Source organism: Flavobacterium xanthum, assembly GCF_900142695.1.
GTDB classification, from domain to species: domain Bacteria; phylum Bacteroidota; class Bacteroidia; order Flavobacteriales; family Flavobacteriaceae; genus Flavobacterium; species Flavobacterium xanthum.
The window spans coordinates 74,080-92,723 of the sequence record NZ_FRBU01000001.1 but is presented as its reverse complement, the minus strand read 5'-3'; the positions used below and the strand labels follow the sequence as shown (position 1 = coordinate 92,723).

Sequence of the window (18,644 nt, the reverse complement as noted above, 5' to 3'; positions counted from 1 at the left end):
AATAAAAAATCTACTCCGATGATCACAGATAAATTAAAAAAAGGTTATTTGCTTATAGCAGAGCCTACGATAATAGGGGATTTGTCGTTCAATAGATCGGTAATTTTATTAGCTGACTATAACGAAGAGGGGTCCGTTGGTTTTATTATTAATAAACCTTTAAAGTACACGATACACGATTTGATACCAGATATTGAGGCACGCTTTAAGATTTACAATGGTGGTCCCGTGGAACAAGACAATCTTTATTTTATCCATAACATTCCAGAACTGATTCCCAACAGTATTGAGATATCGAATGGAATTTATTGGGGAGGAGATTTTGAATCTACAAAAGAGCTGATCAATAAAGGAGCAATTAGCAACGATAACATCCGATTCTTTTTAGGATATACCGGCTGGCACGAAAATCAATTAGAAAGCGAAATGGAGAGCAATTCATGGATCATCACCGCTAATAGCTACGAAAACAAAATCATAGGAAAATCGGCAACGCATTTCTGGAAAGAACAAATCATGGAATTAGGTGGAGAATATGTAATTTGGTCCAATGCACCTGAAAATCCATACCTAAATTAGGTACTACTAATCATTTCATTGAGTTTTTCTAACAGTTGCAGCGCTGTATTCGTTTCAAAATTCTTTTTACGGTATTGGGTTATCGGTTGAATTCCTTTTATAACGTTGGTAACAAATAATTCATCTGCTTTTTGAAGATCAAACGGAGAGATTACTGTCTCTTCCACCTCTAAATTTTCTATTTTTTTAGCCAAATTTAGAATTTGTCTCCTCATCACACCATTTAAGCATCCCTCAGAAACCGGCGGCGTAATTAATTTATTTCCTACTAACATAAAGAGATTTCCTTGCAATGCTTCAACCACATTTTTACTATCGTTTAGCAACAAGCAATTGTCTAAACCATTTTCATCTGCAAAAATACTTCCTGTTATATTTATTATTTTATTGGTCGTTTTTATTGACGAAAGTAATTGTTTTGTAATATAGAAGTCCTTGTATAAATCTACTTCATAATTCTTTTTTTCAATTTCATATAAAGTATTTTCAAGTGGTTGACTGTGAATCAGAAACGATATTGTATTACTTTGTGGTAAATAATAGCCACCATCATTTCTATATACCGTAATACGAGCACGAGCAGAAGCCGAGCAACCATTTGTAGCTACCACCGAAAGAATTTGCTCTTCCAAATATTCCATAGTAAAATTCATGGGGATTTCCATTCGAACCACCCGCATGGAAGACATCAATCTAAAGTAATGATCTTCCAAAAAAAGAATTTTATTGTTTATTATCTTAAGTGTTTCAAAAACACCATCACCGTATAAAAAAGCACGGTTTTGGGTCAATATATTGTCGTCTTGCGACACGATAGTTCCATTAAAATTAATCATAAAAAAAGCCCTAAATTTTATTCAGGGCAAATATAAGTCATAAAATATGATTTTACTATACAGAACCAATGAGATGTTTCAGATCCGAAATTTGATTTTCCCATAATAGTGTAGCTTCATCTACCTCATCTTTATCAGCAAAATCAACAACCATTAAAGAAACGTCTTTGGTAAGTTCGTCGACTAAGATATGCAATTCAAAAAAGTACTCGGTATCCTTACTATTTTCATCAACCCATTTGAATTTCACCTTTTCACCTGTTTTCTTGGAGGCTAATCTTGCTTTTTCCTCGGAGTCATTCCAAATAAAAGTAAAAAATTCACCACGAGAATTTACATTATCGGCAAACCATTCAGACAGACCTGATGGAGTCGATATATATTGATACAATAATTGAGGCGAGGAATTTATGGGGAACTCGATTTCGTAACGTACTTTTTGATCCATGAGCTGCGTTTTATTTTTCCGAAATATATAGAATATAACTACAAAAAAAAAGTGTTTTGAAAAATATTTTTTTTTATTAAAAATATACTTGCAAGCTCTAATATTATTTTTATATTTGCACCCGCGTTCAAGGGCAGTATTCCTTAGAACATTTGGCGAGATAGCTCAGTCGGTTAGAGCGCAGGATTCATAACCCTGAGGTCCCGAGTTCAAATCTCGGTCTCGCTACTTACAAACCCCTAAACAGTAATTGTTTAGGGGTTTTTTTATGCATAACACTTTCTAAAAAACCAATTTTTTTATTAAGAGTGACGTTAAGGAGTGACGTTTTGTTCTTTAGAGTCTCTTTTCTTAATTAAGACTGCTATGACAATTCTTTACAATCGTGTTTATAGTAACAGTGAAAATAATTGCACTATTACGTTTATTTGAAATCAATCCTTTATTACAATACAAAAAGACAAATTGACTAGCTGCCTAAATTGTTATGTAATCTCTTTTTTTAAGCTAATTAAAGTGCCTTTATTTTCATATAAGTAGTTGGACTTATTCATTGCCGTACTATAAAATGAGTGAAATACTATTTAACATAAAAAGTCATGTAAGCAATAAACCTTAAATGACCTTATTATTGCTTAAGTTATCAGTCTTACACAAATGAAACTTCAATGACTTATATGGTAAAAAAAATACGTCATTGTTTTATTCTTATTACTTAATTAGTAAATCTAAAGGTTTAGTTCTTATTTTCATACCGTTAGGCTATCACTGTGTAATAAACGCCCACTTATTTGATTTTTTTACGACCCTGTTGCTGGAGTAAATCAATAATTTTTTGCATAATTGGGGCAGCCAAAACACTTTACATCAAGATCAAACTGATACGTCAAGGACAATTCATAGATCCCTCCTGTTTTCCCTATTTTTGAGGTACTAAAATCGTGTGATAACCCAAATTTTAAGTGCTCATATTGTAATCCGCCAAAAACATTTAACGACGTCACTAAATGACTGTTGTCTGACTTGGTTCCGGGATTTGTAGCAGCAGACAAACCAAAAAATACCGTTTTAAACATAACGGAAGATCCAAGATCCAAACGATTGTATTCGCCTTGGTTCATGTAATTCGCTGTCAGTAAAAACTTTGTTTCATAGGGAAACAAAGCCACATCTAAATAATCAACAACTAAAAATTCATATCCCCCACTGGCAGAAAAAAACATTTTCAGAGGGATGTTTTTATCAGCAACAAAAGAAATATTAGGCTTGTTGATGTGTTTTAAAGAAAGTCCAAACCACGCATTCTCATTATTAAAAACCATCCCTGCGGTAAAATCAAAAAACTTAAATCTATCATTCAGTACTAAAGGATCTCCACTTGTAGGATTGATAGTTCCAGAACCTATATTAATTTGATCTTCTAATACTAGATTACCAAAACCAAACGATTTGGTTCCAAAACCAACCTCAATAGCAGGTCTAAAATACCAATTATCATTGAGCCTAACTCTGTAAGCATAATTGACATTGAATTGGGTAAAACTGTACTGCGTTTTGTTTTCTCTATGATTCAAAATACTAAAACCAATACCACTATTGCTATTTTCGCTCCATGTATTAATAAAAGCATAATCGGTATCAATTTTCAAATCCAAATCTGGCCATTGCGATCGGTGGATAATCCCAGCATAAGTTGTTTCCAAAAAACCAGAAAAACCTGGATTTAGTGTTTCGGGAATGAGGAAATATTGAGTAAATATTGGATCTTGCGCTTTTGCTTGATTGAAAAAGCAGCAAGATAATAAGGCAAACAGTATTTTTAATTTCATTTTTTTTAATTTATAAGCACTAATGCTCCTTCATCCTTAATTTTTTTTCCGTAAAATGTTTTAGCGGTAATAGTGAAATAATAATTCCCATTTTCGCCTTCTTTATTATTGATTTTTCCATCCCAGCCTCTAATATTTTCTCCAGATTCAGAATAAATTAAACTGCCCCACGTATCGTAAACATCAAAATGGATATCATTTAATCCTAAAAGAACAGGAGCAAAATAATCGTTGATACCATCGTTATTAGGCGTAAATCCTGTTGGAGGAATTAAGCGATATCCTTTCTCAATCTCTAGATTGATTTGGTGTACATATACACATCCAAAAGGATAAGTAACCGTTTGACTGATGATATAAGTTCCTTCCTTTTTATAAATATGAGTTGGATTTTCTTCGGTTGAAAAAGTAGCATCACCAAAATCCCACGTCATAGCAGTGTAATCTCCGGTTGCAGTATTGGTAAATTGAATAGGATCTTCAATAGCGTAAATTCCGTAAGTACTATATCCTATTGAGGCAGTAGTAAAGGATGGCGTACCTAATTGGGGAATAGCGACGTCAAATGTATACGTTGTACTGCAATTTCTAGAGTCGATTGCATTCAGCACCACTAATCCGTTTTGCGATGTACTCATTATTTCATTGTTAGGACCACTCACACTTCCACTTGACCAAACAAACTGATAAGGTGGAACTCCTCCTGAAGTTCTGGCAATAAAAGACTGCTTGACAACTTTAGTTTCACAGTTAAAATCAGTAACCGTCTCTACTTTTACAGCTATGGCTGCCGGTCGGATAACTGAGTAGCTTCCGGATGCACTACATTTCCTAGCATCAGTGACGGTAACCAAATAATTACCAGCAGGAATCGCATTCAAATCCTCTGTTACAGCACCATTTGACCACGTGTAAGAGAAAGGCGGTGTTCCCCCTGAAACTAATAAATTAATTGCACCACTATTAGCATCATCGCAATTTAATGCATTGGTGGTATTTGCAGCTAAGACTAATAGTTGTGGTTCAATTATTAAAAAAGTTTTAGTAATTTGACACGGTGTACCATCAATTATTGTAGCGGTATAAGTGCCTGGTCCAATATTATTTCTAGTTGTTCCGGCCAAACTGTTGTCGCTCCAAACTAACTTCACATTAGGTATTCCTCCCACTAAGTTTAATTTAATGCTTCCGTCTCGAGCGCCAAAACAAGAAATTTGAGTAACATTGGGGTCCATTTTAAATATTGGAGCCTCGGGTATAGTTACTGTTATCGTTTTGATACAGTTATTAGCATCCGTAATCGTAGCTATATAATCTCCCGCTGAAAGATTGTCTTGAATTATTCCAACAGCCAAATTACTCCATAAAACTGTGTATGGTGCAACTCCTCCGGAAACCGCCAGACGAATGGAGGCATCATTATCGCCATAACAAACAATGGGAGTTGTAATGGCTGAAACTGTCACCAGGGCTGGCTGTGTTAAAATCACTGTTAGCCTATCGGTACATCCTGAATTATCGGTTACGATCAAATTATAGGTTCCAGCAAAAACAGCTATTAAATTCTGGCTGGCACTAGCAAAACCATTTGGACCCGTCCAAGCAAAATTATAACCAGAAGTGGAAGGAGTCCCGCCTATTACAGTAACATTTATGGCTCCCGTTGCAGTGCCAAAGCACTTAATATCAGTTTTACTACCAAATGTTACATCTAAAACTGGCGGTTCTGTAATAGTAAAAGTGGCTGTTTTTGGTCCACAATTATTCGCATCCGAAACCGTTATTTGATATATTCCTGGACTTAAATTGAATAAATCTTTAGTGTTGGCGAAAGCGGTTCCATCTTTGGTCCACGAATAACTGTAAACTGAAGTACCTCCACTCACCGTTATTTTTATTGCTCCATCTGAATCGCCAAAGCAAGTGACGTCTTTTTCCAAGTTAGTAGTGATAGCAAGATCAGCTGGCTCTGTGATATTAACTTCCTGTATTTTTTGACAGCCGTTAGCATCAGAAACGGTTAAATGATAGCTTCCTGCGACTAATCCTGAGACACTTAAGGTTGTGTTTACAGTAGCGGTATCCCATGAATAGGTTAATGGCGCTGTCCCTCCAGAAACAGATACCGTGGCTGAACCTGTACTTTTTCCGAAGCAATCGACATTGACTTGGGACGCAATAGCAGTCACTAGTCCGTTTGGTTCAGTTATTACTACTTGTTGAATTGCCGAACAATTATTGCCATCGACAACCGTTACGGAATAGGTTCCTTTGGCCAGATTGATCCCTGTTGCAGTTGTTTGCATTGGTGTCGTATTCCATGAAAAAGTATAAGGAGCGGTGCCTCCATTTGGCACAATCGTTGCTGATCCCGTATTACTTCCCGAACAGGCAACATTAGTTTGTGCTGAGATAGAAGTAGAAATTGCTGCTGGTTGTTCAATTGTAACCGCAGAAGTTGTTTCACATCCGTTAAAATCAGTAACCCTAACGGTATAATTTCCTTTCGTTAATCCAGTCGCTGTTGCCACTGTTTGAACGGGTACTGTATTCCAAGAATACGTGTACGGCGCTGATCCATTTGTAACAGCAACAGTCGCCTTACCGTCACTTCCACCAAAGCAGCTTACGTTATTAAAACTGCTTATAGATGATTCCAGCACGGCTGTTGGTTGTGTGATAGTAACTTGTTGCACTTTTGTACAATTATTGGCATCTGTTACCGTAACAGTATACGTACCCGCTGAAAGTCCGGATGCTGTCGCCGCAGTATTATTTGTCAAAGTGTTCCAAGAAAAAGCATACGGTACTTCCCCTCCACTAACAGCAATAGTGGCCGTTCCAGTGCTGTTTCCAAAGCATAAAATATTTGTTTGCGCACTTATTGATGTAACCAAACGATTTGGTTCCGTAATTACAGCTTGATGGGTAGTTGAACATGAATTAGTATCCGTGATGGTTACCACATAGGTTCCTGCTGTTAATCCGCTTGCCGTTGGCGTAGTCTGAATGGGAATTGTATTCCAAGAGTAAGTCAAAGCGCCACTACCTCCAATAGCAGTTACGGTCGCGCTTCCCGTACTGTCTCCAAAACAAAGAATATTTGTTTGTGCACTTATCGAAGCAGTTATACCTGAAGGTTGGGAAATAATAACTCCTACAATTGTTTTCACGCTTCCATTGCTATCAGTAACTTTGATGTCATAAGTACCTGCAACTAATCCATCAAAAGTATAATCCAAAGCTGAATTGTTTAGACTGCTCTGAACAATGCCTCCGCCTTGTAAAATTAATTCATATTTGTAAGGTCCAATGGATTGCTGGGTAATAACCACTTTTATGCTTCCCGTTGAATAGCCATTACAAAAAATGTTAGCGTGTGCCGCTGCATCTTCTTGAATGATTAAGGACTGCGGCGCGGTTAAAGTAAAAGATAAAATTACGGGATCGCATAGTCCGTCATTTATGGTAAGCGTATAATCTCCTGCAATAAGATTAGCAATATTTTGGCTTGAAGCCAAAAAACTATTGGGTCCTGACCAGGAATAGGTATAAGATCCGGAGCCACCCGATACCGATACAGCAATAGAGCCATCATTTGCACCAACAGCACTAAGGTTAAAACCATTATAATTGGACAAAACACTGGAGGTTATAATCGCTGGATTTACGGTAATGCTATAGGTATTAGGTGGACCTTGGCAAACCACTCCGTCATTTAGGGTTGCTTTTGCTGTATAAATAACTGTCAGTGGACCTGCAGTAGTATTGGTTAACGTTTGAATAGGAATTACAGCAGTTGTTCCTGATGATGTTGCTCCAGTAATTCCGAGAGGAATTGAAGCAGTCCAATTAAAAGTTACACTTCCAGTAGTTGGGCTTGATAAATTTATTGCGGCAGCATCATTTCCAGAACAGATTTTCTGATTCACACTTGAGAACACCACTTTGGGAGATGGATTAACCGTTATTACTACAGGAAAAGCTGTTCCTGCACAAGTTCCTGATTTTGGAGTTACCATATAAGTTGCGATAGCCTTTTGATCGGTAACATTAACTAGCGTTTGGCTAATAGAAGATTGAGGTGTATTTTGTGCATTTGCTCCCGAAATGGCTCCTACCGGACTAATTACAGCCGCACTCCAAGTATAAATGGTTCCGGTTGGAACTTTATTTCCTGAGCCATCAACTGGTGTAATTGAAAATGCAGTAGTACTACAAATGGTTTGTGCCAATGGAGATGTTATGCTTGGTTTTGGTTTTACTGTAATCGTATAGGTATAAAGTGCCCCTAAACATGCACCTCCTCCTGCTACGGTTGCTGTGGCATTATATTCAATAGTTATATCTGTATTTGTGGTGTTGGTCAAGGTTTGTGCAGGAATAGTATTGGTTCCTGAAGTAGCTATGGTTTCAGTTATTCCGGCTGGCTGGCTTGTTGTCCAGCTAAAAGTGACTCCCATAGTACTACTATTTAATGTTACTGCAGCAGCATTTTCTCCCGAACAAATCGTTTGTGGTGCAGGAGTAAAAGTTATCACTGGTGATGGATTTACAGTAATTGTAAAAGTTTTAGTTGTTCCTGGGCATCCATTTATTGATGGTGTCACAGTTATGGTAGCAATTTTTGGAGAGGAAGTGGCATTACTTCCTATAAAGGAAGGAATAGTTCCTGATCCGCTAGCGACTAAACCTACAGATGAATTTGAATTTGTCCAACTATATGTTGTGCTAGGAATATTTCCTGTCAAAGGAATAGCCACTGTTGACAAACCATTACACACTTCCTGATTAAGGGGCTGTTCGACAGTTGGAGTCGGATTTACGGTAATTGTAAATGATTTTGATATTCCAGGGCAACCATTTGCCGTAGGCGTAACAATTACAGTCGCAATAAGTGGAGTTGTACCTGTATTCAAAGCGGTAAAACTGCCAATATTTCCAGTTCCAGAGGCCGCTAACCCTATCGAAGGCGTATCGTTGGTCCAGGCAAAGGTAGTTCCAGCCACGGCGCCATTAAAGCTAATGGCTGCACTGGACTGGTTGTTACATGCAGCCTTGTTGGCTATTGTATTGACTATTGGCAAAGGATTAACCGTAATTGTAAATATTTTTGACATTCCCACACAACCATTTACTGAAGGCGTTACCGTAATTGTTGCTGTTATTGGAATCGTACCTGAATTTGTTCCCGTAAAAACAGGAATATCATTTGAACCAGATAAAGTGCTCAATCCTACGGCTAAACTAGTGCTAGACCAATTGTAAGTAGTACCTGAAACGTCTCCTGAAAAAACGATTTGAGTACTGGCTTGACCAGCACAAAGAATTATATTGTTTAAAACATGAACCGTTGGCTTTGGATTTACAGTGACTACAACATCAAAGGGAAGTCCGGGACATCCACTTGCCATTGGTGTTACCGAATAAGTTGCTGTCTGGGGTATTGCGGTTAAGTTTGTCAAAGTACCGCTTATAGTAGAAGCATTCGTTCCTGAGACGCCACCAGATAAACCGCCTGTAACAGTTGGGATGTTCCAAGTATAGGTCGTACCACTTGGAATTATATTTGGGCTTGTATTAGATGGTGTTGTTGTAAATAGTTCACTGCTGCAACTGGTGGAATTTATCGTGGCTGTTATCGATGGCTTTGGATTTACCTTAATGGTATAATTAAATACCGCTCCAAAACAGGATGCCCCACCCGAAAGTGATGCAGTTGCTACATAGGTAATTAGTATAGGAGTAGCAGTACTATTTGACAATACCTGCACCGGAATGGTGTCCGTTCCGCTTGTTGTCATTCCTGTAATCCCTGCCGGAACAGTTGCAGTCCAATTAAAAATTACTGAAGGTGTAGTGCTACTAAGGGTAACTAACGCACTTCCATTCCCCGAACAAATAGTTTGTATACTTGGAGAGAAAGTTACCACTGGTGATGGATTAACCGTAATTTTAAAAGTTTGAGGTGTTCCTGGACAACCATTTGCCGAAGGTGTCACCGTTATTACAGCTGTAATTGGTGTTGTTCCTGAATTTGCAGGTACAAAAGAAGGAATAGATGCAGTGCCACTAGCTCCCAATCCTATTAAAGCATTAGAATTACTCCAGGCATAAGTGGTCCCAAGAACTGCACCACTGAAAGTCTGCACTGCTGTTGCAACTCCTTTGCAATATTCTTTATCTAGAAGCGGTTGTAAATTTGGAGTTGGATGTACCGTTATCGTAAATGTTTTTGGTGTTCCGGTGCAACCAGAGGCATTTTGTGGAGTGACAGTAAGTGTGGATGAAATTGTAGTTTGACCAGTATTAGACGCTGTAAAGGCCGGAATTGGTCCGGTTCCAGAAGCGGCAAGACCTATAGCAGTACTACTATTTGTCCACGAAAAGGTGGTTCCAAGTACAATGGGACTAAAAGCAATACTGTTTTGATTTGCATTGTTGCATAAAGTGATAGAAGCAATATCATTTACTATTGGATCAGGGAACACTGCTATCGTGAATGTTTTTGCTGTTCCTGTGCATCCATTTAGGGTTGGCGTCACCGTTATCGTAGCTGTTAAAACAGTCGTTCCCATATTAATCAACGCAAACGGGTTGATATTCCCTGTTCCATTGGTAGGCAACCCAATGGCTGAATTATTGTTTGTCCAGTTGTAAACGGTATTGGGGATACTTCCCGCAAATAATATGGCATCAGATTGTTGCCCTTTACATTTTGATTGACCTGAAATTACATCCACTGTTGGCGTGGGGTTGATGGTAAAGCTAACTTTTGTAGCTGTTGTTGTCCCACATTCATTCGTTACTACTAATTTGATCTCATAGTTTCCCGGTGAACTATATGAAATGGAAGGCGTTGCACTTGTTGACGTCGCTGGTATTCCTCCTGTAAATTCCCAAGCATAAGTAGCGGTTTGTATCCCGCAATTTCCTACTATAGCTATTGGATTTATAACTGTAATAGGTACCGATTGGCAACGATTGGCAATCGAATTGATGCTGACAGTAGGCGGTTGCTTAACGATTACCGTTTTAGCTAAAGTTGTAACGGGTCCGCAGGAATTCGTCATTGTAAGTTTTATCGAATATGTCCCAGGAGTAACAAAATTGAACGTGGGACTTGCTGATGTTTCACTTCCCGTTACATAATTCCAAACGGCTGGTGCAGCACCACAAAATCCACTTGCATAAGCAACTTCCCAAGCGTAAAGTGTCGGAGTACAGGGATTTATTATACTCGTTGAATTTGTAGTTACCACGTTTAAAGGAGAACACCCTTCAGTAGTATTTAAAGTAAATTGAGGAATGAAAGGGGATTCGATGCAAATAGTTTTTACCATTTCATCAATATCACAGCCATTGCCAATTTTCATCGTAATTGTATAGGTTCCCGACACATTAAAAACTGGACATATTGAATTTGTTCCAGCTTGCCACGTATTTGTGTTTGTAGATCCGTTACTATCACTTCCTAATTGACCACTGTTCAATGAAAAGCCTGTTGAAGGAGAAATTATCCAAACTACCTTTGACGCAATACAAGATGCACTTGTGGCAGTTGAACCTCTAATTGATTCATTTGTAAAACATATTTGAGAATTAGTACATAATTCAGATTTAGGCATATTAAAATTTGCAATGGGAGGAGTAGAAACACGAATTGGAACGACTATGCCAAATGATACGTCGCAAGGATTAGACGCTTCAATAGTTGCCGAAAATGAATTTTGTTGATTTGCACTTGTAACGCCACAAGATGATTTTAAAAATAAGTGAGTGATGGAAGCTGGTGGTGGATGATTGAAAATTGTTGGTACTGAGTCATCATTAAAAGTAACGGTGTAAATAGTTCCTGGTGGGTTGTTTTCGGTTCCAGTAATTGGAAAAGTAAGTGCGGTTGAGATACAAATGTTAGTATTACCAGGATTACCAATTCCTACCGCTGGATTATTCCCTACAAACACCTTGTATATTTTAGTAATTGCACATCCATTTTGACCTGTAACAACATAAGTTAACGTCCACAATCCTACAGAATAAGTATGTGAGGTTGCGGCAGAAAAGGTGGAAGAAACAAAATCGGGCGAAGAATCTCCCCAGTTAATAACGTATTTTGTATTTGTTGAATTAGTTGTAGAAATATTTATAAAATTAATAAGCGACACATCATTTGTACAGACTTTAAAAATTGGAAAACCATTATAAATTGCAGCTTCAGCACTAGAATTTAAGGAAGCATCTGGATTTTTGACAGTAACAACTTTAGAGATAGTTTTCACACATCCAAAAGTGTCAGTAACTTTTAGAGTTACGTTAAATGACTGCGATGAGCCTCCAATTACGTTGTTAAAGATATGAGAAGGATTCGGACTTGTTGAACTAGTACCACTACCGCCAAAATCCCACAAGTAAGTATAAGGTCCTGAACCTACTACAACCGAAGTAAATTGAACTGCAGTTCCAGAACATAGGTTATCAATAAAAGTAAAATCAACAACTGGAGGCGCAGTAACAGTTACGGTAACACTTCCATTTTGCAGAATTTCTACGATTGGCATCGATGCATCTCGAACACTTATTAAGGTGTATAGAAAACTTCCTATAGTAGCTGTTGGCACGTTGATTGTTGCAGCATTGCCTGAGGTAGTGGTTAAAGTAGGTTGTTGTACTCCATCAATACTATAGGTAAACGTATAAGGCGCCGTTCCTCCCGCTCCTGTAAAGGTGATTACTGGCAGGGATCCGTCTTTACAAACAGAAGAGGTACTGGTAGTTATGGTTGCTGTAGGTGGAGCTAAATTAGTGTCTCCCTTATTTAGGATCTTTTTCTCCTTAATTAAAAAGCTACTAGTGACTTTAGCGCTTAATTGATGAACTGAAAATAGTAAAACAAAGAAAAATAGAATCCTGTAAAGGTGTTTCATAACTGTATTTTAAAAAAGTAAACCTAGAATACATCTGTTTTCACTGTAAGAAAAAAGATAATTTTGACCAAATATAACGTATTCGTTCTTGACCTTTTTATGGTTTACCGTAAAGACACCATTTTACGGATAAAAAAGAAATGTAATAACAGCAATAATGCTAAAAACAAACAATTAAATGATCTTCTAGTAAGCATTTTTAATTGATTCATAGCATTTTGGATAGTATTGCGAATAGGCATTTGCGGTTGTGACAACTTGCTTTTCGAAACTGAATAACAAAATGGCAGCCTACAAAAAATTTTTTGTTTCATTTAAAAAAACACCCATCATTTAACAATTAAAATAGCGAAAAAGTAGTCATGGTGTTTTTAATCGATTAAATAATACGTTATACCGTAAAATTTATTGTTTTTTTTAATTATTTGATATAGTTTTGGGCCTTCAAAACCAAATCCTTTATGAAAAAAAATTACTTTCTAGCTTTATTTACTATTTTGCTATTGAACCAATTCTCTTTTGCACAGTCAAAAGAATCTTTAAAAAATGCTCAAAAATATTTAGATTCGAAAGGAGAGGTTATTATTAGATTTAAAGCGAATAATCAAAGTCAATTTTTAGAATTAAATCAAATTCTTTCTATCAGTCATCAACACGTCGATCAAGCTAAGCTGGAAGTCCAAGCCTACGCTAACAAAGAACAATTTCAAAAATTTTTAACCTACGGCATCACCTATCAAGTTCTTAAAACAGACAATGAGATTCCTCAGGAATTTACAGCTCGAATAAGTGATGTAAAAAGACCGAATGCTGCTTGGGATAATTCCTGGGACGCATATAAAGCAAAAAAGTTTCAATTAAATTAGAAATTTAAATATCGATAAAAGCTTTTACAAATACTAAACTAATAACCAGAACACTAAAAATTAAAAAAAAGACAATTATGGTAATAATTATAATACTTATTGAAATTATGACCAACTGGATTTAAAACCAGTTGATTGTAACCACTGACTTTATTAATGAAGTCAGTTAACAAAATTTCTTATTTATTAAAAAAGGAATCATCAGAAATATTTGATATCAGCAATCGATAATAAATTATGTTCGTTTATAATTAACCAAGTAAATCATAATTATAAAGATTTAAAAGTAAGGTATTGAAAATAAAAATAATGCATTTGCAATCGACTTCATTTTTGATTAAAAGTGTCTAAAAAATATGGTTTTATGAGTTTAAATGACTATAATAGTTTTTAAACGATAAAAAAAGAATAGTGTACTAAAAAATATGACACATTTGAAATGTTAAGTTGCAATGTTAAAACACTAATTAATTGAGGATTAAAACTCATGAATAAAGCGTGATGAGTAAAGTGCGACCTAGTAATTTATAAATAAAACCATGATAAATAATATATCTCCATAATATGAATAAAACTTTACGTTTAACAAAAAAATTTAATCCTCTTTCCTTCTTTGCTATCTCAAGAGTAAAGCTACATAAAGTCCAATCTTTAGCAACCTCTTTAAGTCTCTTCACAATTCTTTTATTAGGATTAGATTTATCTGCTCAAATAACTACTGTAACCATTTCAACAACTGGTGCTGGAACATGGACCGTGCCAGAGGGAGTAACTGGTTCAATTACCGTTGAGGTATGGGGAGCTGGAGGCTCTGGTGGAGGCGCAAGTGGAAAAAATGTAACTGGTTCTGGAGGAAGTGGAGGAACTTACGTTAGGAGTATTTTTAGCAACGTAATTGCAGGCACATTATACAACCTTTACGTTGCACCTCAAACTACAGCGGCTTCATCAGGAGCAAATGGGAATTCAGGTGATTCTTCATGGTTTAATACAAATACAATCCTGAATGCAAATGGAGGATTAGGAGGGAAATCTTCAAATGGAGGTGTAGTAACAGCTGTAACGACAGGTAGTATAGGAACTACAATAATTTCAGGAGGCTCTTCATTATCCGCTGCTTTTGTATTTATGGAACTGCAGGGGGGAATGGAGGGAATGCGGGAGGCGCAGGAGGCTCAAATTCAAATTCTCCTAGCTCAAATAGCACGGATGCAGGAAATCCTGGATCATCCCCGGGCGGTGGCGGTGGCGGTGGTGCAACAGGTGGTGGAAGTTGCGGCTGTTCAACTATAGGAGGATACGGAGCTCGCGGAGAAATTAGAATTACCTATGAAACTCCTCCATGTAAAACTCCAACAGCTCAACCTACCACATTAGTTTTAACATCGCAAGCAACTATAATTTCAGGATCATTTACTGCAGCCAGCCCTGCTATTGGCAATTACTTAGTAGTAATGAGCACTTCAGCTACACCTCCTGCCGGACCAATAAACCAGACTACCTATCCAGTTGGCAGTACACTTGCAACAGGATATTCTGTTGTTGATAATGATTCCAACACAGCTTTTTATGTAGCCGGTTTAACAAGCTCAACAACCTATTATTTTTACATATACTCTTTTAATAGTTTATGTTCTGGAGGTCCACTTTATTTAGCTACTTCCGCTCTAACGGGAAATATTAAAACAGGGACCGTTGATTATTGTGTTTCAACATCTACAAATAGCAGTAGATACATTAATAATGTAACTACGGCAGGTTATATTACAAATATTACAAATGTTAATACAGGTAGAGCTACAAATGGTTATGTGGATTATACTGCTATACCTCCTGTTACGCAAATCCCTAATGGTGGCGTAACTTTAGATTATAAATTAGCCATTTCACGACAATTCGTTAAAGTGTGGGTAGATTGGAATAACGATGGCATATTTACAGATGCAGCTCCAGAATTAGTTTATACAACTGGTGGAATACTAACAATTGCTGGTTCAGCTGGTTTTGTAATTCCCTCTACAACTCCACCAAGAAATTATAGAATACGAATGAGATCATTTGAAGCATCTCAAACTTTTGGACCATGTGGAAACTTAGCTACTGGAGAAACTGAAGACTATAGCTTAATAGTTGTTGCTGATTGCACAGTAAACATAACAAGCGTAGTTGATGGTAACAGATGTGACAGCGGTACAGTTGTTCTTACAGCAAACGGATCAGCAGGAACTACTCAATATCGTTACTACAGCGCAAGAACTGGAGGGGTATTGATTGGAACTTCGGAAACTACTTCATGGACTACACCATCAATATCAAGTAATACAAGTTATTATGCTACAGCTTGGAATGGGACATGCGAATCAAGGTACCGGACAGAAGTAAAAGCGATAATAAAACCAACTACAACTATTACTGTTTCTCCTTCAACACCTGAGGTATGTGGAGAGAATAATATAGTAACAATCGCAGCACTTGGTGATCTTGTAATCGATTATTTAGTGAATGAAAATTTTGAAGGCACTGGATTTGGGGTTTTAACTAGAACAAATGGTGTTGCAGATGTAAATAGTCAGTGGACAAATAGAACTAGTCCATATGTCCCTTCTGGGTCAGTTTGGAAACCTGCAATTACATCCAGAACAATTGGTAATAAATTTGCATTAGCAGTTTCAGATTTCGCTGCACCTGTACCAAAAGATACTCAAATTAGAACAAAAGTTTTAAATACTACTGCATATTCAGATTTATATTTAAGTTTTAGACATTATTTTTCATACTATGATGGAGAGGAGTTACAGTTTGCTGATGTAGATGTTTCAACAGATGGTGGAATAGTCTGGACAAACTTAAGACAGTATGTTTCTAATCAAGGATTTGCTGGACAATTCAATGACGTAGTTATCAACGTTAGTTCCTATGCTGGGTTGCCCTCTGTACTATTTAGATTTAGATATCAATTACAAGGCTCTGCTTTTTGTGATGGATGGGCCTTAGATGATGTTCAAGTATACGGAACGAGACCACTAAACACCACTTTTACTTGGAGCGGAGGCACAGTTACTGCATTTACAGATTTGGCATGCACTGTACCCTACACAAATCAATCAGTATCAAGTATTTATGTAAGGCCATCTGGATCACAAATTACTACTGCTACTTGGTCATTTACGGCGACTGCCACTTTAGGAAATGGTTGTCCTATATCTAAATTGATTACTATTTATAATAAAACTAAAACTTGGCAAGGAACAAGTAATGACTGGAATAACGTTAATAACTGGTTACCTGCCGGCATCCCCGATATAAGTACATGTATAGTAATACCTTTGACAACGAATCAATCCTTATTAAGTACTGGAGAAGATGGAAATGGTAAAAATTTATTAATTAAAAATGGGGGAAAACTAGAAATTCAATCTGGAAAAACTTTGACTATTAAAGAAGCTACAACTGTAAACGCAGGTGGTACTTTTAATATTAAAAATAATTCAAGCTTAATACAAATAGATAATGTAACTAATGAAGGTATTGTTACTATGGAAAGAATTAGTAAACCAATGTTCAATCTAGATTATACCTATTGGAATTCACCTGTTACTTTTGCGTCTAACTTTACTTTAGGCTTATTATCACCTGATAGTACTTTGATGTTTAGCTGGGAACCAACTATTTCTGATGGTCCTGGTAATTGGAAAAGTGAAACTACGTCCTCTAAAATGGATCCAACAAAGGGCTATATTGTGAAAGCTCCTAATTCTTACAGTTCATCTAGTAAAGTATCTTATACTGCAACTTTTTTTGGTACACCAAATAATGGTGATATAACAGCACCTATAAAAAAGGGGAAATTAATTGGCACAGTTGTATTAGATAATGCTGAAGATGATGAATGGAACCTAATTGGAAATCCTTACCCATCAGCACTTAACGCTACAACATTTTTGAATTTGGCTTCTAATATCGACATCATCGATGGAACTCTATATTTATGGACTCACAATACGTTGCCGGCCAATTCATATCCAGATCCTTTCTATGGCGATTATGGATTAAACTATACAGATTCTGATTATGCCGCATTCAATAAGTCTGGAGGCACAGCGACGGCAGCAGCTTCAACTGGTGGTTCTCCGCCATCAGGATATATAGCGTCGGGTCAAGCCTTCTTTGTCAAAGCAGCTACTGGTACAGCCAATAATGGAACTATACAATTCGCAACTTTCAATAATAGTATGCGAGTAGGTGTAGAAGGAAAGAATGGTGATTTCTTCAAAATGAATAAAAACCAAAAAAACGAAGCAATTCCAAAAAATGTTTCAGATATAGAGAGACACCGTATCTGGTTGAACTTAACTAATAACTCGGGCGCTTTCAGTCAAATACTTGTAGGGTATATTGAGGGTGCCACGCAAGGTTTGGACAGGAGTTTTGATGGAGAATCCTTCGGCGGAAATAATGTTGGCTTCCATTCCATCATACCTGAAGCACAATTAACCATTCAAGGGCGTGCATTGCCATTTGATGAAAACGATCGGGTTTTACTAGGCTACTATTCTGAAATTTCAGGAAAACTATCTGTAAGAATTGACCATTTAGACGGGCTCTTTGTCAATCAAAATATTCTTTTAGAAGATAAGGAATTAGGGATTATCCATGATTTAAAAGATACACCGTATGTTTTTCAAACAGAAATTGGTGATTTTGAGGAACGTTTTGTACTCCGCTTCACTGATAAAAGTCTTGCAATTAATGACCTTACCAATGAAAATACAATTATTATTCAATACACGCAATCCACTAAAATTTTGAATATTGCCAATAAAACGGCAGACAATACGATAGAATCCGTATCTCTTTACGACATTCAAGGAAAATCAATTTCAAACTGGAAGATTACTGATAAAGAACAAACAAATATAAAGATTCAAGTTCCAAGCATATCTTCAGGCGTATACATCGTAAAACTCAAAACAACCAAAGGAAATATAAGCAAGAAAATTATTATTAAGTAATTTAAATTGCCTTTTTACCATCATAAAAACTTCTCTTCATCGGGAAGTTTTTTTTTGATCCTACAAAATCAAGTGAAGGGAGGATTTATGAAAGTGCACTGCAAAAAATCATTTTTAAATTTTTATTTTAAAATAATTATATACTTA

The 18,644-nt window shown here is 36.7% G+C and carries 8 protein-coding genes and 1 tRNA gene; 5 read left to right on the top strand and 4 right to left on the bottom strand.

The window, feature by feature from the left end:
* Positions 1-18 precede the first annotated feature (18 nt).
* Complete coding sequence (locus BUC11_RS00375) at positions 19-579, top strand: YqgE/AlgH family protein (protein ID WP_073350747.1); 561 nt, start codon at positions 19-21, stop codon at positions 577-579.
* Here BUC11_RS00375 and BUC11_RS00370 read toward each other — a convergent pair.
* Together BUC11_RS00370 and BUC11_RS00365 are read right to left on the bottom strand one after the other, a co-directional pair.
* Positions 576-1,415 carry an aminotransferase class IV gene (locus BUC11_RS00370; RefSeq protein WP_073350745.1) on the bottom strand — a complete coding sequence of 280 codons (840 nt, stop codon included), beginning with the start codon at positions 1,413-1,415 and terminating at the stop codon, positions 576-578. The genes BUC11_RS00375 and BUC11_RS00370 overlap by 4 nt on opposite strands.
* Before the next feature lie 55 nt (positions 1,416-1,470).
* Complete coding sequence (locus BUC11_RS00365; RefSeq protein WP_066077711.1) at positions 1,471-1,863, bottom strand: START-like domain-containing protein; 393 nt, start codon at positions 1,861-1,863, stop codon at positions 1,471-1,473.
* A 154-nt stretch (positions 1,864-2,017) separates the two neighbouring features.
* Here BUC11_RS00365 and BUC11_RS00360 point away from each other — a divergent pair.
* A tRNA-Met gene (locus BUC11_RS00360) sits at positions 2,018-2,091 on the top strand.
* Between the two features lie 596 nt (positions 2,092-2,687).
* On the opposite strand, the gene BUC11_RS00355 is transcribed toward BUC11_RS00360, so the two are convergent.
* Both BUC11_RS00355 and BUC11_RS00350 read right to left on the bottom strand, forming a co-directional pair.
* Positions 2,688-3,692, bottom strand: a complete 1,005-nt coding sequence (locus BUC11_RS00355) for a PorP/SprF family type IX secretion system membrane protein (RefSeq protein ID WP_073350743.1) — start codon at positions 3,690-3,692, stop codon at positions 2,688-2,690.
* 5 nt (positions 3,693-3,697) lie between these two features.
* Complete coding sequence (locus BUC11_RS00350; RefSeq protein ID WP_073350741.1) at positions 3,698-12,619, bottom strand: PKD-like domain-containing protein; 8,922 nt, start codon at positions 12,617-12,619, stop codon at positions 3,698-3,700.
* 461 nt (positions 12,620-13,080) lie between these two features.
* Here BUC11_RS00350 and BUC11_RS00345 point away from each other — a divergent pair, with 461 nt between their 5' ends.
* The 3 genes from BUC11_RS00345 (at position 13,081) to BUC11_RS00335 (ending at position 18,497) form a co-directional block, all read left to right on the top strand.
* Positions 13,081-13,485 (top strand): hypothetical protein, encoded by a 405-nt coding sequence (locus BUC11_RS00345; RefSeq protein WP_073350739.1) that lies wholly within the window; start codon positions 13,081-13,083, stop codon positions 13,483-13,485.
* Positions 13,486-14,049: 564 nt separating this feature from the next.
* Complete coding sequence (locus BUC11_RS00340; RefSeq protein ID WP_073350736.1) at positions 14,050-14,778, top strand: glycine-rich domain-containing protein; 729 nt, start codon at positions 14,050-14,052, stop codon at positions 14,776-14,778.
* A gap of 161 nt (positions 14,779-14,939) precedes the next feature.
* The gene (locus BUC11_RS00335; protein ID WP_073350734.1) at positions 14,940-18,497 is read left to right on the top strand and encodes a T9SS type A sorting domain-containing protein; all 3,558 of its coding nucleotides are present in this window, start codon (positions 14,940-14,942) and stop codon (positions 18,495-18,497) included.
* Positions 18,498-18,644: the final 147 nt, after the last annotated feature.

Bases quoted from the DNA above. Each gene is read 5' to 3' on its own strand.
- BUC11_RS00375 (WP_073350747.1), top strand. From the start codon at position 19: ATGATCACAGATAAATTAAAAAAAGGTTATTTGCTTATAGCAGAGCCT.
- BUC11_RS00370 (WP_073350745.1), bottom strand. From the start codon at position 1,415: ATGATTAATTTTAATGGAACTATCGTGTCGCAAGACGACAATATATTG.
- BUC11_RS00365 (WP_066077711.1), bottom strand. From the start codon at position 1,863: ATGGATCAAAAAGTACGTTACGAAATCGAGTTCCCCATAAATTCCTCG.
- BUC11_RS00355 (WP_073350743.1), bottom strand. From the start codon at position 3,692: ATGAAATTAAAAATACTGTTTGCCTTATTATCTTGCTGCTTTTTCAAT.
- BUC11_RS00350 (WP_073350741.1), bottom strand. From the start codon at position 12,619: ATGAAACACCTTTACAGGATTCTATTTTTCTTTGTTTTACTATTTTCA.
- BUC11_RS00345 (WP_073350739.1), top strand. From the start codon at position 13,081: ATGAAAAAAAATTACTTTCTAGCTTTATTTACTATTTTGCTATTGAAC.
- BUC11_RS00340 (WP_073350736.1), top strand. From the start codon at position 14,050: ATGAATAAAACTTTACGTTTAACAAAAAAATTTAATCCTCTTTCCTTC.
- BUC11_RS00335 (WP_073350734.1), top strand. From the start codon at position 14,940: ATGAGCACTTCAGCTACACCTCCTGCCGGACCAATAAACCAGACTACC.